The organism is Micromonospora sp. NPDC005220, from assembly GCF_040607895.1.
GTDB lineage: Bacteria > Actinomycetota > Actinomycetes > Mycobacteriales > Micromonosporaceae > Micromonospora.
Genome location: NZ_JBEXHP010000005.1, coordinates 1 through 22482 on the forward strand (window position 1 = coordinate 1; position 22482 = coordinate 22482).

Here is a 22482-nt window from a genome sequence, read left to right on the forward strand (position 1 = left end):
CCCGACGGCGGCGACCCACCGGCAGCGCCCGGCGACGAGGGTACGCCGGCGGGCGGCGCCGATCCCGATGCGACGGGCGCGCAGGTCGCCGACGTTGCCGGCGGGCCGGCCGCCGACGTTGCCGGTGAGCCGGCCGAGCTCGGGGGTGACGTCGAGGGTCCGGCCATCGGGCTGGGGCGCACCGTCGACGGCGGCCACCCGTTCACGGTGCCCCTGGAGTCGCTGCGCCGCCACGCCGTGGTGTTCGCCGGGTCCGGCTCGGGCAAGACCGTGCTCATCCGTCGGCTGGTCGAGGAGTGCGCCCGCGCGGGGGTCTCCGCGATCGTACTCGACCCCAACAACGACCTCGCCCGGCTCGGTGACGCCTGGCCGGAACCGCCGAGCGGCTGGGGCCCCGGCGACGCCGAACGCGCCACCGACTACCTCGCACACACCGAGGTGGTGGTCTGGACGCCCCGGGTCACCGCCGGTCGACCGCTGAGCTTCCAGCCGCTGCCCGACTTCACCGCACTGCGGGACTGGCCCGACGAGTTCGACCAGGCGGTCCGCTCCGCCGTGGAGGCGCTCGCGCCACGGGCCGGCGTCGACCGCTCCAGCAGGCTCGCCCAGCAGGGCAAGGCCGTCCTCACCGAGGCCCTTCAGGCGTACGCGCGAAGCGGGATGGTGGGCCTGCCCGGCTTCACCGAGTTCCTCACCGACCTGCCGGAGGGGGTCAGTCGGCTGGCCCGCGCCGGGAAGCTCGCCGAGGAGTTGGCCGAGGCGCTCAAGGCGGCGATGGTCACCGATCCGCTCTTCGGCGGGGTCGGCGCGCCGGCCGACCCGGGGCTGCTGCTGACGCCGTCGGCGGGGCGGCGGGCCCGGGTGTCGGTGATCAGCTTCGTCGGCCTCACCTCCGATCAGGAGCGGCAGAGCTTCGTCAACCAGTTGCAGATGGCGCTCTTCGCGTGGATCAAGCGGCACCCCGCCGGTGACCGGCCGCTGGGTGGGCTGTTCGTGATGGACGAGGCGCAGACACTCGCGCCCTCGACCGGCACCACTGCCTGCACCGCCAGCTCGATCGCGCTGGCCGCACAGGCCCGCAAGTACGGGCTCGGGCTGGTCTTCGCCACCCAGGCGCCCAAGGGTCTGCACAACCAGATCTCCGGCAACGCGACGACGCAGTTCTTCGGGCTGCTCAACGCGCCGGCGCAGATCGACGCGGCCCGGCAACTCGCCGAGGCCAAGGGCGGACGGCTGCCGGACATCGGCCTGCTCAACAGCGGTGAGTTCTACGCCGCCGGGGAGGGATTCTCGTTCGTCAAGGTCCGCACCCCGCTGTGTCTGACGCACCACCCGAAGGCGCCGTTGACCCCCGAGGATGTCGTCGCCCGCGCCCGCCCGGCTGGGTAGCCTGGGGCCATGATCTTCATTACCGCCAAGTTCAAGGTTCTGGCCGAGCACGCCGACCGGTGGCCGCAGATCGCCGCCGATTTCACCGAGGCGACCCGGGCGGAGCCGGGCTGCCTGTGGTTCGACTGGTCCCGCAGCGTGGACGATCCGACCGAGTACGTGCTGGTCGAGGCGTTCCGCGACGACCAGGCCGGCGCGGCCCACGTCCAATCCGACCACTTCCGCGCGGCCCAGAAGACCCTGCCGCCGCACCTGGCCGAGACGCCGCGCATCGTGAACGCCACGGTGCCGCAGGAGGACTGGTCGCTGCTCGGCGAGATGGCCGTCCCCGAGCGCCGCTGACCGCCGCCGGTCTCGCCGCCCGCCGTCAGCGCAGCCGGTCCGCGGTCAGCGACCCGCCGTCAGCGCAGCCGGCGGGCGGTGAAACGGGCCGGCGGGTCGGCGATCACGTCCTGCGCCGCGATCAGCTGGATCTCCCGGGTGCCCGCCGCGAGAGTCGCCTCGAGCACGGCGTAGACCGAGGCGATGGTGCGTTCCAGCGCGGTCGCGGGTGAGCCGGTCGTGCACAGGTGCGCGAGGTACAGCGCCGCGGTGACGTCGCCCCCACCGTTCGGGCTGATCGGCAGCAGCGGCGTGGTCACCGCCCAGGCGCCCTCGTCGGAGACCGCCACCACCTCCAGCGAGTCCGGCGGCAGGTCGCCGTGCAGCACGCTGGTCACCAACACGTGCCGGGGTCCGCTCGCGCGCACCACGTCGACCGCGTCGAGCACCTCGGCCAGCGAGTTCGTCGTGCGGCCGGCGAGGAAGTCCAGCTCGAAGTGGTTCGGCGTGATGATGTCCGCGCGCGGCACCACGGTGTCCCGGAGGTACTCCGGAATTCCGGGCCGGACGAACATGCCCCGACCGGCGTCGCCCATCACCGGGTCGCAGCAGTACACCGCGGCCGGGTTGGCCGCCTTGACCGTCGCCACCGCGTCCAGGATCACCGCACCAACGGCCGGGTCCCCCTGGTAGCCGGAGAGCACCGCGTCGGCGCTGCCGAGGACCCCGCGGTCCCCGATGCCCGCGATCACCTCCGCCACGTCCGCCGCCGGGATCACCGGGCCCCGCCAGGCGCCGTAACCGGTGTGGTTGGAGAAGTGCACGGTCAGCACCGGCCAGACCTCGTGCCCGAGGCGTTGCAGGGGAAAGGCCGCCGCCGAGTTGCCGACGTGACCGTAGGCGACCGACGACTGGATGGACAGAATCTTCACCGGCCCATCATCACCGCTGCGGCCGCCGCCGCCGGGACGGCCCGCCGTTTCTGTCGGGTGGCCCACTCGCCGCCCACCCATCGGGACGCACAGACGGGCGGCCCGGACCGTGCCGTCCGGGCCGCCCGAGCGGGTGTACGGTCAGCCGCCGAGGCTGGCCGCGGCCGAGGCGATCGACGAGGCGAAGTAGCTCACCTGGGTGTAGACGCCCGGGTAGTTGGGCCGGGCGCAGCCGTTGCCCCAGCTGACGATGCCGACCTGGATCCAGGCGTTGTTGGCGTCGCGGCGGAACATCGGGCCACCCGAGTCACCCTGGCAGGTGTCCGTGCCGCCGCTGGCGTAGCCGGCGCAGATCTCCTGGGCCGGGATGAGGTCCCCGCCGTAGTTGGCGTTGCAGACGGAGTCGCTGACGAACGGCACTGTCGCCTTGAGCAGGTACCGCTGCTGGCCGCCGCCCTCGCGCGCGGCGCCCCAGCCGGCGACGGTGAAGGTGCCGCTGTCGTACGCGGTGGTGGTGGTGATCGGCAGCGTGCTCAGCCCGGTGACGGGGCTGGCCAGCCGGATCAGCGCCCAGTCGCGGCCGGCGCCGTTGTAGCCGGGGGCACGGTAGACGTAGTTGGACCGGACGGTGATCCGGCTGGACGACTGGAGGTCGACCGTCCCGAGCGTCGCGGTGATGCTGGTGTTGGTGCCGGTCGAGCCCACGCAGTGTGCCGCGGTGAGCACCAGCCGGGGGCTGTACAGCGCCCCGCCGCAGCCCATCGAGAGACGCACCATGAACGGGAACTCGCCCTGTGCGGCGGGGGTGCCGCCGACGACGGTTGGCGTCACCGGGCTGTCGGCCGCGGCCGGTGCGGTGAGGGTGAGGCTGGCCGCGGTCACCGCGGTCAACGCGGTGGCCAGCAGGCCAGTGAGGGTACGCCAGCGAACCATGCATTCCTCCGCATCAGGATGGCACGCCTGGTGAGCGCACCGCAGTCGAGATAGCGGTCATCATATTGAGATTTATGGATCTAGCGGGTCATCCTCTCTGGGTCGTACCACCGGGGCTATGGATCGCCGCGGCGCGGTCGTCGCGGGCGGCGGGCGTCAGTCGCCCGGTGTACCGGTGCTCTCCCGGCGGACGAGCCGGAACGGCGTCTGTACGGTCAGCGGCCCCGCGACCTCCGCGCCCTCGATGCGAGCGACGAGGCGACGCACCGCGAGACGGCCGATCTCCCTCTTGTCCGGCGCGATCGTGGTGAGGGTCGGGACACTGAACCGCCCCTCCTCGATGTCGTCGATGCCGATTACCGCGACGTCCTCGGGCACCCGGTGACCGGCCTCGGCGAGCGCGCGGAGCGCGCCGATGGCGACCAGGTCGTTGTAGCCGAACACCGCGTCCGGCGGGTCGCCGAGAGCGAGCAGCTCGCGCATGGCCCGCCTGCCGTCGAGCCGACCGAACGCGTCGGTGCCGGCGACCAACCGCTGTCGGTACGGCAGACCGGCGGCCGCCAGAGCCTCCCGGTAACCCCGGACCCGCAGGTGCGCCGACTGCCGGTCACCGCCCGCAGTGGCGCCGATGAACGCTATCCGGCGACGGCCGATCGCCACGAGATGCCGGATCGCCGCGTGGCTGGCGGCCACGTTGTCGATGGCGATGTGGTCGTGCGGCACGTCGTAGACACCCTCGCCGATCAGCACGAGTGGACTGTCTGCGGTCCGGGCCAGCACCTCTTCCCGACCGACCCGCACCGGACTGAGGATCAGGCCGTCGATGACGCGCTGCCGGGAGCCGTCGAGGAGCGCCAGCTCCACCGCACGGTCGGCGGCGGTGTTCTCCATGACGAGCGTGTAGCCGAGCGCGGCGGCCTCGGCGATGGCGATCTCGGCGAGCTCGGCGAAGTAGGGGTTGGTCAACTCCGGGACGGCCAGCGCGATCAGGCCGGTACGGCCCCGACGGAGATGCCGGGCGCCGAGGTTGGGGCTGTAGCCGAGTTCGTCGATGGCCTGCTGCACCCGCTGTCGGGTCCGCTCCCCCACCGGCCGGTACCCGTTCACCACGTTCGAGACGGTGGCCAGGGAGACCCCGGCGCGCCGGGCGATGTCCTTCAGGTTGACGCCCATCCACCAACCTTTCCCGAATGCGACGGGCGGGCCCGCCAGGGCATTGATGAACAAGCATTGACGGGACGCCCGGCGCGGCTCTATAACGTTATACAGGTGATGATGGATGTCAATATTCCAGCCATCGTTGGCGTGTGGAAATCCCACCGACATCCGTCGCTGACGCCCGTCCCCCGTCAATGACCACCCGACGCCCACCACCCACGCGCTTCGGGCCTGGCTGCACCGCCCGCGGCGACTCGCCCCTCGGAGACGGCATGACACGTCACGTCCCCATCCGCCCCGCCCTGCCACTGCTGCTCGTTCTGGCCCTGGTCGCCGGCCTTCTCGCCGCGCCGGCCTCGCCGGCGTACGCGGCACCGCCCAGGACGCCACCACTGACCACCCCCTGGACCAGCCAGGCCCTGACCGGCACACCACTGCCCGAGTACCCGAGACCGCAGATGACCCGGCCGGACTGGCTCAACCTCAACGGCGAGTGGCAGCTACGCCAGTCGACGACCGACGACGCCCCACAGTTCGGCACCAACCTGCCCGAGCGGGTCAACGTGCCCTTCCCGGTGGAGAGCGCCCTGTCCGGCATCCAACGGGCCGCCAACGACAACCGCAACTACCTGTTCTACCGACGCACCGTCACCATCCCGACGAACTGGTCGGGTCGACGCACCCTGCTGCACTTCGGCGCCGTCGACTGGCAGAGCACCGTCTGGGTCAACGGCGTCCGGGTCGGCGCGCACACCGGCGGCTACGACGCCTTCACCTTCGACGTGACTCCCCAGCTCAGCACCGGGACCAACGAGATCGTCGTCAAGGTCTGGGATCCCACCGACACCCGGCAGAACGGCAGCCTGCCCGCCATCGGCAAGCAGACCAAGACCCCGAGCGGGATCTTCTACACCCCCAGCTCCGGCATCTGGCAGACGGTGTGGCTGGAGCCGGTGCCCGCCGCCTCGATCAGCAGCGTGGACGTCTACCCGAACCTCGCCAACAACACCCTGCGGGTCCGGGTCTTCACCCGTGGCGACGTGAGCGGTCACAGCGTGCTCGCCGAGGCGCTGAACGGCACCACAGTGGTCGGCTCGGCGACCGGCGGCTTCACCGACTTCAGCGTGCCGGTGCCCAACGCCCGCCGCTGGTCACCCGACGACCCGTTCCTCTACAACCTCCGGGTGACCCTACGCAACGCCGCAGGCGCCACGGTGGACCGGACCACGCACTACTTCGGGATGCGGGAGATCACCACGGGCCTGGTCAACGGTGTGCTGCGCCCGAAGCTCAACGGCCAGTTCGTGTTCCAGGTCGGCACCCTCGACCAGGGCTTCTGGCCGGACGGGCTCTACACCGCGCCGACCGACGCCGCCCTCGCCTTCGACCTGCAGAAACACAAGGACCTGGGCTTCAACATGGTGCGCAAGCACATCAAGGTCGAACCGCAGCGCTGGTTCTACCACGCCGACCGGCTCGGCCTGCTGGTCTGGCAGGACATCCCGTCGCTGACCGCGCAGGACGTCGACCCCACCGACGCCCAGCAGGCGCAGTTCGAGGCGGAGGCACGCGAGATCGTCGACGAGCACCGCAGCTCACCCGCCGTGGTCGCGTACACGCCCTACAACGAGGGCTGGGGCGAGCGGTCCCTCGCCGACACCCGACGGGTCGCGCAGAACATCAAGAACCAGGACCCGACCCGTCTGGTCAACCCGCACAGCGGCCACAACTGCTGCCAGTCCCTCGGTGACCCCGGCAACGGCGACATCGACGACTGGCACGTCTACCTCGGGCCGGACTCCCCCGTACCGTCGAGCAGCCGGATCGCGGTGCTCGGTGAGTTCGGCGGCCTGGGCCTGCACACGCCGGGCCACGAGTACAGCCCGAACGGCAGCTTCTTCGCGTACGAGTGGCAGTCCAGCTCGAGCGCCCTCACCGACCGGTACCTGGGGCTGGTGCAGGGCAGCCAGAACCTCATGATCGGCAAAGGGCTGAGCGCCTCGATCTACACCGAGATCACCGACCTGGAGGGTGAGCTGAACGGCTTCCTCACCTACGACCGACAGGTGATCAAGATGGACCAGGCGCGGGTGCGCGCCGCCAACACCGCCCTGATCAACGCCTCGAAGACCATCGGCAGTTCGGCGCCCGTCGCGCTGCCGGTCAACACCCGCCGGTCGTTGCAGGTGACCACGCCCGGCTTCACCAACCGGTACCTGCGCCACCAGGACAGCCTGGCCTACACCGAGGTGGTCGACGCCGCGAGCTCCAGCCTGCTCAAGGCCGACGCCACGTACACCATCCGGCCCGGCCTGGCCGGAACCGGCTGCTACTCGTTCGAGTCGGTCAACTTTCCCGGGCAGTACCTGCGTCACCAGAACTCCCGGGTCCGCAACTCGCCGGACGACGGCTCCGCGCTGCTGCGCGCCGACGCCACCTGGTGCGCGCGCACCGGGCTGACCGGCACCGGCGTGTCGCTGGAGTCGTACAACTTCCGCGGCAAGTACCTGCGGCACTACAACGCGGAGGTCTGGCTCAGCAACGGTACCGGCGGCGACGCGTACAACACGCCGACGTTGTGGACCGCCGACAGCACCTGGAACATCGCCGCTCCGTGGGCGCCGTGACCGCCGCGCGCTGACCGGGTCGTCACCACACGACGCGCGGGGGGTTCCAGCCTGGGCCGGAACCCCCCGCGCCGTCGTCACCGGGCCGGCTTCCGTCAACGCCATCGACCCGGCCCTGCGGCGTCACTCGTCGTCCCGGAGGTCGTTTCCCCGGTCATGAGGGAAAGCGGCGAGTCGATTCCACCGTCCGACCGGGTCGACTTTCCACGGCAAGGGCCAAGCCGCAACTTGCATCTGGCCAGGTTCACTCGTCTGCTGCAACACGCAATTATGCCGAGCTATAAATAGACGGGAACCAATCTTGACTTGTGCGGCCAGCCAGCGCACCGTGAAGAGCCAGAGGCAGATGCGCGCCATTATCGGCCCGGCTGAAGTGGATCGCCAAATGGGGGCGCTGCCGGTTTCGCGCCGCGTGCACCAGGAGGCTTTCCATGCGGTTGAATCCGTTCACCGGGGTCTATCTCACCGACCCGGCAAGCATGTGGAGACGCATTCTCGACGATCCCGACGGGGTGCACTACGCCGAGGATCTGGGCCTGTGGTTGATCAGCAGGCACGCGCACGTCCGGCGGGCTCTCGCCGACGCCACGACATTCGCCAACGCGCTCACCCTCGCCCCGGTCTACGAGGTGTGCCCGGCGGCACTGAACGTGATCATGCAGATCGACGCGCCACCCACGACGGCCGCCGCGGACCCCCCGGCGCACCCGCGCACCCGCCGGGCCCTCCGGGCCACCTTCGCGAACACCGCCGAGCGAGTCGAGGCCGAGTACGGGGCGATCGTGCGGCGCCGGGTCGACCAGCTGGTGTCCCGCCTCGCCGCCCGCCAGGGCGAGCAGGTCGATCTGATCCCGGAGTTCGCGACCGAGCTTCCCCTGCTGGTGGTTCTGGACATCCTCGGGGTGCCCGACGCCGACATCGGGCGAATTCGCGGTTGGGCCGACGGACAGATCGCCCTCATCTGGGGGCAACCGGACCCGGCCGAGCAGGTACGCCTGGCGCAGGGCCTGCTGGAGTTCTGGCACTACTGCGAAGATCTGGTCCGCCAACGGGTGGACAGCGGGCACCGGGGCGACGACTTCATCAGCCGGGCCCTGGCCTTCCGGGACGACGACGACACCGTGCTGACGGTGCCCGAGGTGGCGAGCCTTGCCTTCAACCTGCTGGTCGCAGGGCACGAGACCACCGCCGGGTTGCTCGCGCACGCCCTCGACCAGGCCCTGTCCACGCCCCAGCGCTGGTCGGCGATCGCGGCGGACCCGGCGCTCGTCCCGGCCTTCGTGGGCGAGACGCTCCGGTTCGCGCCCGCCATCGACGGCTGGCTCCGGGTGACCACCCGGGAGGTCACACTGGGGGCGGTGACGATCCCCGCCGGGGCACGTTGCCTGCTGTTGATCGGAGCGGCGAACCGGGACCCCGCGGCGTTCCGTGACCCGGACCGGTTCGACCCGCACCGGGCCGATGGGGGCAATCACCTGTCGTTCGGCCACGGCCCGCATTTCTGCATCGGTGCGGGATTGGCGCGACTTGAGGCCGCGATCGCCCTCAGCCGGCTCGCCGAGACCATTCCCGGCCTACGGTTGTCACCGGCGCAGCATCGGTCGTACAAACCCAATGTCGCGTTTCGTGCACACCGCACACTGCTTGCGATAATCGATATCCCGACGTCCACGGACGTGCCGGCGGCACGGGGTGAGGCGACGGTCGACGCGCACGCCGGCTGAGTGCGCGTGAGCGCCAGCGGCGCTGACCTGCCCACAGGTCGAGGGTGGGGTGGGGCGGGGCGGGGTTGCCCGCTCCACCCGGCGCATGTCGGTACCGGCACCGGGTCCGGCAGGCGCCTTTACCGCTTTGCCCGACGATCCACACCGGTGAACGTCTTCACACCCATCGCGTCCTGGGTTAAGAATTGCTCTCGGTGAATGTTCAATGCATCGGCCAATCTCGATCTGGCGTCCGCTGCTGAATGCCCGTTCCACGAAGGTGAGCGCATGGAGCACACGTCCCCGTCGAGCTCGGCTCACTCCGCGGCCAGTCAGCGGTTCCGATGGGAGTTGCGCAACTGCCGTATCCAACGGGGCCTGACCCAACGAGCCCTGGCGGACCTGGTGCGGTTCAGCCGGGAGACGGTCGCTGCGGTCGAGTCGGGTCGCCGGTTCGGCAGTCACGAGTTCGCGCTGCGCTGCGACGACGTGCTCGGCACCGACGGCCGGCTGGCCGCGCTCTGGCCGCAGGTCGCGGCCGAGCAACTGGCGGCCGATGGTCGCCGAGGCCCCCGCGCGCTGGAGGCAGCCCGGCCGGATCGGCGGGTGCCGCGTCAGCGTGGGCAGCGGGACGCGCGCGACCCGGGCGCCGTGGTGGACGCGATCGACGAGCTGCGTGAACTGATCGGCCAGGTACTCAACGGCCAGACCGAAACCGACGACCCGGAGCGGCGGCAGCCGCCGGCCGGGCCCCTCGACAACCAGCGCTGACTCGACAATTCCGGCACGACTTCACGGCGTCACCGGTTGCTGACGTTGGGTACAGATGCTGGTACGGGCAGTTTGTACCACGGCCAGGTCTGGTCTACGAGCGCGGCTTCCGGCCGAATGGGACTTGCATTCGGCAACGTGCGGATAGACCGTCATCGACGAGTCGTGGGAGTCAATCTTGGCGTCGAGCACCCGGTCCCACGCGGCCAGACCCTACCCGACCCGGCGGCGCGGCTGGAAGATTGCCGGCCGGATGCGCCTCATCGTCGCGGCCCCGCTGGTCGCCGTGATCGGCTTCGCCGGTCTCGCGTTGACCGAGAGCGCACGCCAGACGGCACGGGCCAGCGACCTGCAGATCCTGGCGCAGGTCGGCGCCGAGGCCGGCGACCTGGCCTACCGGCTGCAACGCGAACGCATCGCCGCCGCCGACCTGCTCACCTATGCCCGGCCGGAGCAGCAGGACGCCTTCGGCGCGGAGATCTCCGCCACCGATGACGCCGTCGCCAGTTACCGCGGGCAGCGGGACCGACTGTCCACCGACGAGGACGCCAACCCCGCTCTCCTGAGGCGCATCGACGCGGCTCTGGACGGCCTCGCCCCGCTGCGCACCCAGGTACGCACCGCCACGCACGCGTCGGTGTCGGCGATGACCTTCAGCTACCGCATCGCGATCGCCGACCTCATCAACTTCCGGGAGGTCGTCTCGCACGGCGTGGTGGACGCCCAACTCGCCGACGGGATCCGGGCCTCGGCGGCGCTGTCGAAGACGGCCGAGGCCATCGGTCAGCAGCAGGTGGCCGTGCTCCGCGCCGTCGCGGGCGGCGAGCTGACCCCGGCCATGCAACAGGACATCACCGCGGCCCGCACCAGCTACACCGAGTCGAGCCTGTCGTTCCTGGCCCTGGCCCCAGCCGAGTGGGGCATCTGGTGGGAGCAGGCCGGCACCGGCAAGGAGGCGCTCGCCCTGCAACGGATGCAGGACGAGGTGTCCCGGGCCCAGCCGGGGTCGCGGCTGCAACTGGAGACCGACGCCTGGGTGTCCACCACCCAGACGCGCGCCGCCCGCCTGGCCGATCTGCGCGCCCGGGTCGACGACGCGGTCCGCGACGACGTTCGGGCCGCACACGCCGACCAGCGCCGCCGGGCCGTGGCCGAGGCGGCCGGCGTCCTGCTGGCCCTGATCCTGACCGCGTTGGTGACCTGGGCCGTCGCGCGGCAGATCACCCGACGGCTGCGCCGCCTCCGGGACGCGGCCAACGCCGTCGCGTTCGAACAACTCCCCGCCGTGGTGGCCCAACTCCAACAGCCCGGCAGCGCCACCGTCGACCCACAGAAGCTGGCCCGCCAGCAGTCCAGCGCCGCCCTCGAACCGTCCAGCGACGACGAGATCGGCGAGTTGGGTCAGGCGTTCAGCGCCGTGCACCAGGCCGCCGTGCGGACCGCCGCCGAACAGGCCGTCATGCGCGCCAACACCGCCGACATCTTCATCCACCTGAGCCGCCGCGAACAGCGACTGGTCGACGCCGTGCTGGCCCAGGTCGACCTGGTCGAGCGGGACGAGACCGATCCCGACCGGCTCGACCAGCTGTACACACTCGACAACCTGGCCACCCGGATGGGACGGATCAACGCCAGCCTGCTGGTGCTCGGCGGCGTCGGCGTGGGTCGGGTACGCCAGCGCGACGTCCCCCTGCAACAGGTGCTCCAGGCGGCGCTGTCCCAGATCGAGCACTACGCGCGGGTCCGGCTCGGCATGATCGACGGGGACGTCGCGGTGGCCGCCAAGACCGTCGACGAGGTCGTGCACCTGCTCGCCGAACTCATGGACAACGCCACCACGTACTCGCCGCCGGGCAGTGAGACCTGGGTGAGCGGGCGGAGCCTGGGTGACCGCGTCATCGTCCAGATCAGCGACGAGGGCGTGGGGCTGTCCGCGCAGCGGATGCAGCAACTCAACGACCTGCTGGCCCGCCCACCGGCCATCGACGTGGCGGCCGTACGGGCGATGGGGCTGGTCGTCGTGGGTCAGCTCGCGGCCCGGCTGGGCGCCACCGTCCAACTGCGACGCGGCCCCCGCCGCGGCATCCTCGCCGAGGCGACACTCCCCGCGGCCATCATCCGGTCGCTGCCACCGGAGGAGTACCTGCTCGCACCCGGCCGGTTGTCCCGGCGGGCAGCGCGGACGGCGAGCCCTCCGCCGCCGTACCAGCCGCGCCCCGAACCCACAGCCGGTCGCCCCCCGGCCGAACGGACCCTGCCGGCGGCGCCGGTGTTCCGACCGGCTCCCACACCTCCGGGCCGGGGTGACGCGCCCACCGAGGAGCTCCTCATCTTCGAACAGGTCAACCACTGGTTCCAGAGCGACGTCGCGGACGGCCGGGACGGCCAGCAGTGGTCCAGCTCCGCCGACGACGCCTGGCGGACGGCCGCCCAGGCAACCACCCCCGAGGTCGCCACGACCACCAACTCCGGTCTGCCCAAGAGGCAGCCGCAACGGCACCTGGTGCCCGGCGGTGTGACAGTGCCCCAGCAGCGGCAACGGTCCGAGTACCGCGACCCGACGCAGGTGGCCACGGCGATGGCCGCGTACGCGCGGGGCGTGGCGAACCGACGGCGCACCCCAATCAACCTCGGCAACAAATGATGCGACAGGAGAGCACGTGACCGACCAACAGGATCTCGGCTGGCTGCTGGACAACTTCGCCGCGCGCGCGACCGAGGTCAGCCACGCGATCGCCATCTCCAGCGACGGCCTGATGGTGGCCGCCACCCGCGACCTGCCACCGGACCGGGCCGACCAGTTGGCCGCGACGGGTAGTGGGCTGGTCAGCCTGCTGCGCGGGGCGGCGGCCTTCTTCGACGCCGGCGCGGTGATCTCCAACGTCACCCAGCTCGAGGGCGGGTTCATGTTCTCCATGGCCTTCAACGACGGCGCTTCGCTGCTGGTGCTCGCCGCCCCGGAGTGCGACGTGGGCAAGGTCTCCTACGAGATGACCGAGCTGGCCAACCGCATCGGGGACGCGCTGACCCCCGCTGCCCGAGCCGCGCTCGCCCGCAGCCGCTGACCACCCGGCGCCCCCACGCCGGAGATCCCCCTTCCCCTTCCTCTGGAGTTAGACATGCCTCTCACCACGCCTTGGCGCAGCCGTGCCCTGACCGCCACGCTGCTCGCCGCCGTGCTGACCACCGGCACGGCCTGCGGCGACGACGCTCCGGGTACGAGCGCCGGTGGCTCGATAAAGATCGGTCTGCTCGCGTCGCTGTCCGGGACGTACCAGGCGGTCGGTACGGAGATCCGTGACGGCTTCCAGCTCTACCTGGACACCCACGACGGCAAGCTCGGCGGCCGGAAGGTCGACCTCGTCGTCGCGGACGAGGGCAACGGCGCACAGACCGCGGTCCCAGCGGCGACCAAGCTGCTCAAGCAGGACCGGGTGTCCGCGCTGACCGGCATCGTCGGTGGCGGCTCGGTCGCCGGAGTCACCCCGCTGCTCACCGAGACCAAGGTGCCACTGGTCGGCTCCAACGGCCGACCGGAGCTCAAGGACGTGTCCCGGGTCTGGCACACCTCGTACCTCTCCGACGAGCCCGGGGCGGCGATCGCCCAGCACGTCCGCGACAACGTGAAGGGCTCCGTGTACGCGATCGGCCCGGACTACCAGGGCGGCTGGGACGAGCTGCGCGGCTTCACCGACGCATTCGGAAAGATCGGTGGGAAGCTCGCCAACACCGACGGCAAGACGACCTTCACGCCGTTCCCGGCCACCACCAACTTCCTCCCGTACTTCGCCCGCATCAAGGCCTCCGGCGCGGCGGCCGTCTACACCTTCTACGCCGGCACCGCCGCCGTCGACTTCGTCAAGCAGTACGCGCAGTCCGAGATCAAGGACATCCCTCTGTACGCGGCCGGGTTCCTCACCGAAGGCGGCGTGCTCAACGCGCAGGGCGAGGCCGCCCGGGACATCTACTCGGTGCTCAACTACTCGCCCGACCTCGACAACGCGGAGAACCGCGCGTTCGTGGCCGCGTGGAAGGCGAAGCACGACGGTTCGCCGACGACCTACGCGCTCGCCTCGTACGACGCGGCGGCGGTGCTGGACCGGGCGATCGGCGCCGCCGGAAGCGACCCGACCCCCGAGGCCATCAACACGGCCATCGGCCAACTCGGCCAGATCGCCAGCCCGCGCGGCACCTGGCAGTTCTCCACCACCACGCACTCCCCGGTGCAGAAGTGGTACCTGCGCCAGGTCCGCCAGGACGGCCGGGCGCTGTCCAACACCGTCGTGGGTGACCTCGCGACCGTCGGCCGGTGATAGCGGTGGCGGCCGGCCCGAACCGGATCGACCCGTACCTGATCCCAGCGTTGGACGGAGTCGCCTACGGGCTGCTCGTCTTCGTCGCCGCGTCGGGCCTGGTCGTCTGTTTCGGCGTCGCCAACATCCTCAACCTGGCGCACGGCCTGCTCTACGCGATCGGCGGGTACACCGCCGCGGCGCTGCTCGACGGCGGCTGGGCGAGTCTGGCGCTGGCGCTGGCGGTGGGCGTGCTGGCCGCCGCCGCGGCGGGGGTGCTCCTGGCCGGCCTGCTCACACCGGTCGCCACCGGCAGTCACCTGAGTCAGGCGCTGCTGACGTTCGGGGTGGCGCTGGCCGGCGGCAGCCTGCTCGTCGCCGGCTTCGGGCCCGACGACCCGCAGGTCCAGGTGCCGGCCGCCCTGGAAGGGTCGGTGGTGGTCGCCGGGCACCGCTATGCCGCGTACCGGTTGGTGTTCATCGTCGTCGCGGCGGTGCTCGCCGCCGCGCTCTACCTGGTGGTGCGCCGCACCCGGGCCGGGATGCTGGTCCGGGCGGCCGTCGACGACCCGGAGATGGTCGCCTGCCTGGGCGTGAGTCCGGCCCGGATCCGGGCCGGCGTGCTCGCCGCCGCCGGTGCGTTGGCCGGCGCGGCCGGGGTCCTCGGCGCGCCCATCATCGGCCCCGGCACGGGCACCGCCGACACGGTGCTGCTGCTCTCGCTGGTGGTGGTCGTCCTCGGTGGTCTCGGGTCGATGGCGGGCACCCTGCTGGCCGCGCTCGCGATCGGCGAGATCCAGACGCTGGGGGTGGCGCTGCTGCCGTCCGCCGCGCCGTTTCTGCTGTTCGTCGCCATGGCCACGGTGCTGGCCGTGCGTGCGCGCGGCCTGGCCGGCAGATGGCGGACGGCATGACCGGCGCGGTGATCCGGCGCGCCCGGGGCGGCATCGCGGCGCTGGTCCTGGTCGGCCTGGTCGTGGCGCCCTGGGTGGTCGACGACTACACCGCGGCGATCCTCGCCCGGACGCTGGCGCTGGCCCTGGTCGGGGTGAGCGTGGCCCTGCTCACCGGCGTCGCCGGCATGCCCACCCTCGGGCAGACCGCACCGTACGCGGCGGGTGCCTACGCCTGCGCCGTGGTCGGCAGCCGGGTCTCCGACGTCGGCGTGGTGCAGCTCGTCGTCGCGGCGGCCGCCGGGGCGCTGCTGGCCGCGCTCACCGTGCCGCTCGTCGTGCACGCCCGAGGGGTGATCGTCCTGATGATCACCCTGGCCATCGGTGAACTCGTCGTCACCGTCCTCGGGCGGTGGCGGTCGGTGACCGGTGGCACGGACGGGTTGGCCGGCATCCCCGCGGTCCGCCCGTTCTGGGGGCTGCCGGCGTTCGCCAGCGATCAGGCCCGCTACCTGTACGCCCTGGTCGTGGTGGCCACACTGGTCGGCGCGGTGCTGGTACTGCTGCGTACCCGGGCCGGGCTGGTGCTGCGGGCCGGCCGCGACGACGAGACGCGGTTGCGGGCCAGCGGTCACCGGGTGGCGCTGCACCTGTCCGGCGCGCACATCGCCGCCGGGGCGATAGCCGGTGCCGCCGGCTCGCTCCTGGTCGTCGCCCAGCAGTACATCTCCCCCGCCGACTTCGGCTTCGACACGTCCGCGCTGCTGCTGCTCGGTGTCGTCATCGGTGGCACCGCCTCGGTGGGCGGCGCCCTGGTGGGTGCGGCGTTGGTCATCGCGGTCCGGGACTGGCTGTTCGGGGTGCTGCCCGGCCACGCGCCGCTGGTGCTGGGCGCGCTGTTCGTGGCGACGGTCTACCTGTTACCCACCGGCGTCACCCGGGCCCGGGGTCGGTTGCGCCCACCGGAGACCCCGTCCCACCAGCCCGCCGTTCCTGAGCAGGCAGGCGTCCCGGAGCTGCGCCGATGACCTGCCTGCTGGAAGCCCAGGGTGTCAGCGTGCGGTACGGCTCGCTCGCCGCGCTCGACGGCGTCGACCTGTGCGTCCACGACGGTCAGCGGCACGCGCTGATCGGCCCGAACGGGGCCGGCAAGACGACCCTGCTCAACGTGATCGGCGGGTCCACCAGACCGCAGCGCGGCACGGTGCGGTTCGACGGACGGGACGTCGGTCGGCTCGGGCCGGCGGCCCGGGCGCGGCGGGGCATCAACCGCATCCACCAACGACCCGCGGTGTTTCCGACGCTCACCGCGACGGAGAACGTCGTGGTGGCCGCGCTGCCCCGGGTCATCCCACGCCGCCGGTGGTGGCCGGGCGGACGCCGACGCTCCGCGCGGCAGCTGGCGGGCCCGCTACTGGAGCAGATGGGGCTCACCGCCGTCGCGGCGGTGCCCGCCGGGCAGCTCGCGCACGGGCAACGACGCCAGTTGGAGATCGCGATGGCCCTGGCCGGTCGCCCCCGCCTGCTGCTCCTCGACGAGCCGGCAGCCGGGCTGTCCGCCATCGAGGTCGGCCGGCTGGTCGAGTTGCTCCAGGCGCTGCCCAGGGCGGTCGCCGTGTTGCTTGTCGAACATCGACTGGACCTGGTGTACGCCCTCTCCGACACGGTCACGGTGCTGCGTGACGGTCAGACCCTGGCCGCCGGCACACCGGACGAGATCCGTACCTCGCCGCTGGTGCGGCAGGCCTACGCCGACGGGATGGCCTGATGCTCACCGTGGATCGCCTCTGCGCCGGCTACGGCGGGGGAATCGTCCTGCACGAGGTCAGCCTGCGGGTACGACCGGGCAGCATCCAGGCCGTGGTGGGCCGCAACGGGGCGGGCAAGAGCACGCTCGTGCACACCATCGCCGGGTTGGTTCGCGCGTCCAGCGGTCGCATCGAGATCGGCGGCGTGCACGTCGCCGGCCGACAACCGCATCGCATCGCCCAGTCCGGCGTCGGACTCGTCCCCCAGGGCCGACGGGTCTTCTCCCGGTTGACAGTGGCCGAGCACCTGCACCTGGCGGCCGCGCCGTGGCGGGCCCCCACCTCCGGCGGCGAGGGCTGGACGGTCGCCCGGGTCCTGGAACTGCTGCCGAGGTTGGCGGCGCGGCTGCGGCACCGCGGCTGCGAACTCTCCGGCGGCGAGCAGCAGATGCTGGCGATAGCCCGAGCGCTGCTCGGCCAACCCCGGGTGCTGCTGCTCGACGAACCCTGTGAGGGTCTCTCGCCCGATCTGGCGGCGCGGGTCCGCGAACTCGTCAACGGTCTCGCCGCCGACGGCCTGACCGTGCTGCTGGTGGAGCAGCAACTCCAGCACGCCATCGAGATCGCGGACCGGGTGGCGGTGCTGGAGTACGGCCGGGTGGTCTACGACCGGCCGACCGCGGAGGCCCGCCGCGACCCGGCCCCGCTGGCGGCGATGTTGAGCGTCGCCGCCGTCACGCCGCCCCCGGCCAACCGACCGACGCCACGGCTCTGGGCCGACACCCCGTAGTCAACCCGACCCTTCTCGGAGAGGTGGACACCGATGACAACCGCTACCAGCGATGACACGTACACGTTCGACAACGGCGCACCGGACGCCGTTCCCCAGATGCACGCGCTGGAGTCCTTCCTGGACCCGATCACGACGCGCCGGCTGGCCGGCCCGGTGCTGCCACCGGGCGCGACCTGCTGGGAGGTCGGGGCAGGCGGCGGCTCGATGGCCCGGCGGATCGCCCGCGCGGTCGGCGACGACGGTCACGTGCTGGCCACCGACATCGACCCCACCCACCTGGTGGCCGAGGGCAACCTGCACGTACGCCAGCACGACGTGCGCACCGAACCGCCACCCGGGGACGCGTTCGACCTGATCCACGCCCGGCTGGTGCTGCTGCACCTCCCCGATCGACGACGGGTCCTGCGTACGCTCACCGGCGCGCTGGCGCCCGGCGGGTGGCTGGTGGTCGAGGAGTTCGACTGCACCGCGCCGCAGCGGGTGCTGACCGCACCTACCGACGACGCCGCGAAACTCTTCGCGCAGGTCATGGACGCCATGATGGGTGTCCTGGAGGACCATGGCGCCGACCTGGGCTGGGCGCAGGACGTGCACACCGAGATGGCCCTCGCCGGCCTGACCGACCTGGACACCATCACCCACTCGCAGAGCTGGGCCGGCGGGTCGACCGGGGCCTCGCTCTACGAGACCAACTCCCGCCAGTTGGAACCAGACCTGCTGGCGGCGGGGCTGTCGCCCAGTCAACTGAACGCCTTCCGGCGGCTGCTCCGTGACCCCGGGTTCGCCGTCATGTCGTACCACTTCGTCTCCACGCGGGGCCGCCTACCAAGCTGAGCAGGCGGCTCACCGCGCGGAGCGCGGTCGCGCCGTCCGTACCTCTCCCGCCGCAGCACGCCCCCCACTGCGGGCCGGACAGCTCTACGACGGCCTCGACCGCACCGGCCGGGCTCCCCGCGAGGGAGCCCGGCCGGCCCGTGCCCGTGGTGCCTGGCGCCCCTGGAACAGCGCAGGCGGTACGTACTGCACGTGCGCCGGCTGGATGAACAGTGAACGTCGCGCGACGGCGTCGCCGGTCGGGCCCACCTGGTAGCAGTCGATCCAGGCCCAACCGTCGTAGGTGATCCAGTCAAGGACCCTGATGACTCGTACGGTGATGGGGTGCCCGAACTGAACGCTGACAGCTCGGTCCAGCCGCAGCATGTCACCTGCCTTCATGCCGGCTTCCTGGCACGCCACACCTTCAACGTCAGCCCGGCAGCCCTCAGCTTCGGGCAGCCATCAGGCTGGCAGCGCGGGCACACGGCGCGATTGTGGAGGTCGACCACGAACCCGGCCATGATCACGGTGAACGGGGGTTCCGGACGAGGCTGCTCAAGCATCATGCCCGCCGCTTTGGTGGTTTCGGTGCTTGCGGTCTCTGGAACCACTTCCATCGGCGCACGGGGACCTTCTCTCGATCTTGAGAGACCGGCACGGGTGCCTACCCCTAGATCTCTCTGCGTGCCGGTCTCACTGCTACGGTAAGACCTGTCTGTGCAGCCTGTCTAGACAGGTTGACAACGTGTCGTGGCACGGAGGAGGTGGCAGGAAGATCGGGAGTACGGTGACAAACGTGCCTACCCCGCACCCGCAGCCCCGTCGATATCGTCAGGTGGCCGACGAGCTACGCCGCCGCATCGAGGCTGGCGTCATCCCACCTGGCTCATTGCTGCCGAGTGAGTCGACGTTGATGGCTGAATTCTCAGTCGCCCGCGGAACCGTTCGTGAGGCTTTGGCGTTGCTGCGTTCTGAGGGCTTGGTGTTGACGGAGGTAGGACGCGGCACCTACGCGCGTCCGATCGTGCCCGTGCGCCGGGTGGCCTCAGAGCGGTACCGCAAGGAGCTGGAGCAGGTCCGGAGCGGCGAGCTTGGCACGTCATTCACGGTTGATCAGCAGGTGAAGTGGTCGGCCTACAGCGTGGACACGGACTTCCGCGAGGTGCCGGCCAGTGCGGCGATAGCCGAACTGTTCAGTGTGGAGCCAGGAACGATGCTCCTTGAGCGTCACCTCCTTTTCCGTACCGACGGCGTTGCGCAGCAGATGTCCGTCTCACGCCTGTTGCTGGACATGGTCGCTGGCACCCCGATAGCCAACCCGGCGAACGAGCCCTGGCCCGGTGGCAACACCTCGCAGCTCTACAGCCTTGGGCACACCATCACCAGCATTCGCGAACGTCCCGCTTGGAGGATGCCGACCCCGGACGAGGCCGAGGCGCTGCGCATCCCTGGCGGCGTGCCCGTCATCGTCATCACCAGACAGACCTACGTGGACGATTGGGTAGCCGAGGTCGCGCACATCGTGATGCGGGCTGATCGAGTTGAGCTGGACTATCTGATCCACCTCGGTTAGCCGATCGCGCGTGTCCCGTCTCAGTGCAGTTGCCCTGATCGAGGGCTGTTCTGTCGATGATTTTGAGCAAGTACGATCCATGCCATCGTGGCGACATGAGCCGTGCAGGAGCAGCTGATGATCACCGATGAAACGCTGACCCGCATTAACCAAGGCGTGCAGTTGAATCATCATCAAGGCCAGCGTGAGGCTGCTCGCGACTTGTTCGCGCAGATCTGGGACGAGATCGGCGGCGAGCGAGGCGATCCCCTGCATGTTTGCGTCCTCGCGCACTCGATGGCCGATGTGCAGGACGACGTCCACCAGGAGTTGGTCTGGGACGAGCGGGCGCTGGCGGCGGCCGACTTACTCACCGAAGACCGGGTTGCGCAGGCCGGCGTTCCGATGTCGGTGGCCGGTCTGTATCCGTCGTTGCACCTCAACCTGGCTGAGTGCTATCGCAAGCTCGGCGATCTCGACCGTGCCCGGGAGTGCCTCCAGCGTGCGCAGGCGGGGATCGGCGCGCTTGGCGATGACGAGTACGGGCAGCTGATCAAGGGCGGCCTGGATCGGCTGGTGCAGCAGCTGGCGACGTCTGAGTAGGCGCGCGTTGCCGGAGAGACCACCGGTAGCCGGCGGTGTCGCCGGGCGCAGTGGGCAGCCTGGGCCGTCGGGATGCCCCGATTGCCTCGACACGCCGGCGATGCCTCAGAACTGGCGGGTGACACGTGGACGGGGTTGGCGGCGTTCTCGGGCGACGTAGTCCCGGACGGTGCCGTAGGACACCTCGGCGCCCACGCCCCTCGCCCCGCCGATCTTGCACTTTCGGTTGCCGATACGCGTGGAATGGCCAGTATGCCAGGACAGAAGGTGCAAGATCGCGGCGCTAGGGCCGGCTGGCCTCGTCGATCATGGAGTTGTGGTGCCTGAGCTGTTGCTATTCGGGGCTTTTGTCGCCCACCACAACTGCATGATCGACGAGGTGGTGCGGGGTTGATGGACAACTACTCCACCTGACGCGAGGGTGTTGCTGTCAGACTGCTCGGGTGATCGTCAGACTTGCCGAAGAGCAGGACTTCGACGGCTTCCTCGGCCTGGCGGCCCAGGTCGAGTGCTGGTTCGGCCCGATGGTCGACGATCACGGCTTCCATGACGCGGTGCGCAAGCACATTCGTCGGTCCACAGCGATCGTTGCTATCTCGTCAGGGTCCGATCTCCTGGGTGGGTTGTTGTTCACGGCGAAGGCCCCGACCCACCACGTCCACTGGCTTGTCGTTGCTGAGCAGTCACGGGGGAAGGGTGTTGGTCGTGCACTGATGACAGCGGCCATGCGCAGGGTTGTGCCGGGTTCAGGCTCCGTCGAAGTGGTCACCTTTGGTGCCGATCACCCGGGCGCCTACGTCAGCGGTGCGCGTGCCTTCTACGAGCGCCTTGGTTTCACCCCTGCCGAGGCCGTCGATCCCGGTCCGGAGGGCGGTTCCCGGCAGGTCTTTCGCCTGGCCGTCAGTTGATCGAGCCGACGGTGGTCCAGGCAGGGACGTTCTGCACGAGGGTCTGACCGGGCCCGGAGGGGGCGATGTGGGCACCACTGAGTCGGGCCCTCGCTCACCGGGGAATGGTCTCCTGGTCGGCCAGGACAATCAGGTCGTCGGGGCGGGCCGACAGCGGCGCGGTCGCCCCGTCGAGCCACACGAGATAGCCCACCGGCGGACCCGACCGACCCCACTGGGCACCGATGATCGTGGCCGACCCCGCCTGGTGCGGGTGCGTGAGCAGGCGTGCCCGGGTGCCCGGCGCGTGTCCGTCGTCGGCGACGATGAGCAGCGCGTCGAGGATCTGCCGGGCACCGGCGATGGGCAACCCCGGAACCCATGGCTCGCCCGCGTATCCCAGACGCGGCGTCATCATCGTGCTCAACAGCGCGGTCTGCCGGATCGCCTCCTGGCGGACCGGTCCGTCCACAACGCGTTCGGCCATGGTCAGCGCCTGCTGAAGGCCCGACCAGAGGGCCAGCGGCTCCTGGTCGAGCAGGCGACGGGCCTCGCGGTCGAGGTCGGCGCAGGCCGTGTCGAGCGCGGTGTCCTCGCCAAGTTCCGCGATCCAGGCGAGATCCCCCACCTCGGGCAGCAACCCTGGCGACTCGACCATGATCACGATGTACAGCATCGCGAGCAGTTCCTCGCGGCCCTCGCCGTGATAGAGCGAGCCCACCCCGCTGCCGGTACGCCCACGGCTGGGCGGGAACCGCTCGACGAGGTGCCGCGCGCGGCCGTACGGCAGGACTGCGGCCCGCCTGGTGTCCGACACCCGCTCCTCGAACGAGCGCCGCTCGCGGCGTTCAACGAGCAGCTGGCGGTGCGGGTCGTACCCGATCGGATAGATCGTCCGCCCGTACCTGGAAAGGGTTTCGCCGGGCCGAAGACCGACCGCCTGGAGTTGCCGGGCGGCCTCCGAGTAGGCAACGCCAGCCCGGGCTGCGTGCTCCCGGATGGCGCGCTTGCGGGCGCGTCCCGGGGCTGGGGTCCGCCGGGGGATGAAATCAGACATGACGCCT

The 22482-nt window shown here is 70.9% G+C and carries 22 protein-coding genes; 16 read left to right on the plus strand and 6 right to left on the minus strand.

All coding sequences use genetic code 11. The annotated features are described in order from the left end of the window. Positions 1-1389, plus strand: a 1389-nt coding sequence (locus ABZU52_RS03515; protein WP_354969505.1) for an ATP-binding protein, incomplete at its 5' end; no start/stop codon positions are given. A gap of 9 nt (positions 1390-1398) precedes the next feature. Then, positions 1399-1731, plus strand: coding sequence for a putative quinol monooxygenase (locus tag ABZU52_RS03520; protein ID WP_354969506.1), 333 nt, complete (start codon positions 1399-1401; stop codon positions 1729-1731). 59 nt (positions 1732-1790) lie between these two features. On the opposite strand, the gene pdxY is transcribed toward ABZU52_RS03520, so the two are convergent. The 3 genes from pdxY to ABZU52_RS03535 all read right to left on the minus strand — a co-directional run bounded on the left by pdxY (position 1791) and on the right by ABZU52_RS03535 (position 4748). Beyond that, on the minus strand, positions 1791-2642 hold the full coding sequence (pdxY, locus tag ABZU52_RS03525) for a pyridoxal kinase PdxY (RefSeq protein ID WP_354969507.1): 852 nt from the start codon (positions 2640-2642) through the stop codon (positions 1791-1793). A gap of 141 nt (positions 2643-2783) precedes the next feature. Continuing rightward, entirely contained in the window at positions 2784-3575 is a 792-nt protein-coding gene (locus ABZU52_RS03530) for a serine protease (RefSeq protein WP_354969508.1), read from the minus strand. Between the two features lie 156 nt (positions 3576-3731). Beyond that, positions 3732-4748 carry a LacI family DNA-binding transcriptional regulator gene (locus ABZU52_RS03535; protein WP_354969509.1) on the minus strand — a complete coding sequence of 339 codons (1017 nt, stop codon included), beginning with the start codon at positions 4746-4748 and terminating at the stop codon, positions 3732-3734. Positions 4749-5005: 257 nt separating this feature from the next. Between ABZU52_RS03535 and ABZU52_RS03540 the strand changes: the two genes are divergently transcribed. The 11 genes from ABZU52_RS03540 (at position 5006) to ABZU52_RS03590 (ending at position 18394) form a co-directional block, all read left to right on the plus strand. Beyond that, positions 5006-7360: an AbfB domain-containing protein gene (locus ABZU52_RS03540; protein WP_354969510.1), complete on the plus strand. Its 2355-nt coding sequence runs from the start codon at positions 5006-5008 to the stop codon at positions 7358-7360. A 431-nt stretch (positions 7361-7791) separates the two neighbouring features. After that, positions 7792-9084, plus strand: a complete 1293-nt coding sequence (locus ABZU52_RS03545; protein ID WP_354969511.1) for a cytochrome P450 — start codon at positions 7792-7794, stop codon at positions 9082-9084. 267 nt (positions 9085-9351) lie between these two features. Then, entirely contained in the window at positions 9352-9834 is a 483-nt protein-coding gene (locus tag ABZU52_RS03550; protein ID WP_354969512.1) for a helix-turn-helix transcriptional regulator, read from the plus strand. 253 nt (positions 9835-10087) lie between these two features. Further along, positions 10088-12478: a nitrate- and nitrite sensing domain-containing protein gene (locus ABZU52_RS03555; protein ID WP_354969513.1), complete on the plus strand. Its 2391-nt coding sequence runs from the start codon at positions 10088-10090 to the stop codon at positions 12476-12478. 16 nt (positions 12479-12494) lie between these two features. Continuing rightward, positions 12495-12899: a roadblock/LC7 domain-containing protein gene (locus tag ABZU52_RS03560; RefSeq protein ID WP_030490280.1), complete on the plus strand. Its 405-nt coding sequence runs from the start codon at positions 12495-12497 to the stop codon at positions 12897-12899. Positions 12900-12953: 54 nt separating this feature from the next. Next, positions 12954-14147 (plus strand): ABC transporter substrate-binding protein, encoded by a 1194-nt coding sequence (locus ABZU52_RS03565; protein WP_354969514.1) that lies wholly within the window; start codon positions 12954-12956, stop codon positions 14145-14147. Next, a complete protein-coding gene (locus ABZU52_RS03570) occupies positions 14144-15040 on the plus strand; it encodes a branched-chain amino acid ABC transporter permease (RefSeq protein ID WP_354969515.1) in 897 nt (298 codons plus the stop codon). The genes ABZU52_RS03565 and ABZU52_RS03570 overlap by 4 nt, the downstream gene beginning before the upstream one ends. After that, entirely contained in the window at positions 15037-16047 is a 1011-nt protein-coding gene (locus ABZU52_RS03575; RefSeq protein ID WP_354969516.1) for a branched-chain amino acid ABC transporter permease, read from the plus strand. Before ABZU52_RS03570 ends, ABZU52_RS03575 begins: the two co-directional genes overlap by 4 nt. After that, positions 16044-16787 (plus strand): ABC transporter ATP-binding protein, encoded by a 744-nt coding sequence (locus ABZU52_RS03580; protein WP_354969517.1) that lies wholly within the window; start codon positions 16044-16046, stop codon positions 16785-16787. Before ABZU52_RS03575 ends, ABZU52_RS03580 begins: the two co-directional genes overlap by 4 nt. Continuing rightward, on the plus strand, positions 16787-17557 hold the full coding sequence (locus ABZU52_RS03585) for an ABC transporter ATP-binding protein (RefSeq protein ID WP_354969518.1): 771 nt from the start codon (positions 16787-16789) through the stop codon (positions 17555-17557). Before ABZU52_RS03580 ends, ABZU52_RS03585 begins: the two co-directional genes overlap by 1 nt. 33 nt (positions 17558-17590) lie before the next feature. Then, positions 17591-18394, plus strand: a complete 804-nt coding sequence (locus tag ABZU52_RS03590; RefSeq protein ID WP_354969519.1) for a methyltransferase domain-containing protein — start codon at positions 17591-17593, stop codon at positions 18392-18394. A gap of 84 nt (positions 18395-18478) precedes the next feature. Here ABZU52_RS03590 and ABZU52_RS03595 read toward each other — a convergent pair whose 3' ends face one another. Continuing rightward, on the minus strand, positions 18479-18775 hold the full coding sequence (locus ABZU52_RS03595; protein WP_354969520.1) for a hypothetical protein: 297 nt from the start codon (positions 18773-18775) through the stop codon (positions 18479-18481). After that, the gene (locus ABZU52_RS03600) at positions 18772-18993 is read right to left on the minus strand and encodes a hypothetical protein (RefSeq protein ID WP_354969521.1); all 222 of its coding nucleotides are present in this window, start codon (positions 18991-18993) and stop codon (positions 18772-18774) included. The genes ABZU52_RS03595 and ABZU52_RS03600 overlap by 4 nt, the downstream gene beginning before the upstream one ends. Before the next feature lie 218 nt (positions 18994-19211). Between ABZU52_RS03600 and ABZU52_RS03605 the strand changes: the two genes are divergently transcribed. The 3 genes from ABZU52_RS03605 (at position 19212) to ABZU52_RS03615 (ending at position 21439) form a co-directional block, all read left to right on the plus strand. After that, entirely contained in the window at positions 19212-19949 is a 738-nt protein-coding gene (locus ABZU52_RS03605; protein ID WP_354969522.1) for a GntR family transcriptional regulator, read from the plus strand. 102 nt (positions 19950-20051) lie between these two features. Next, positions 20052-20531 (plus strand): tetratricopeptide repeat protein, encoded by a 480-nt coding sequence (locus tag ABZU52_RS03610; RefSeq protein WP_354969523.1) that lies wholly within the window; start codon positions 20052-20054, stop codon positions 20529-20531. Positions 20532-20974: 443 nt separating this feature from the next. Beyond that, positions 20975-21439: a GNAT family N-acetyltransferase gene (locus tag ABZU52_RS03615; protein WP_354969524.1), complete on the plus strand. Its 465-nt coding sequence runs from the start codon at positions 20975-20977 to the stop codon at positions 21437-21439. 94 nt (positions 21440-21533) lie between these two features. On the opposite strand, the gene ABZU52_RS03620 is transcribed toward ABZU52_RS03615, so the two are convergent. Beyond that, complete coding sequence (locus ABZU52_RS03620; RefSeq protein ID WP_354969525.1) at positions 21534-22475, minus strand: hypothetical protein; 942 nt, start codon at positions 22473-22475, stop codon at positions 21534-21536. Between the last annotated feature and the right edge of the window lie 7 nt (positions 22476-22482).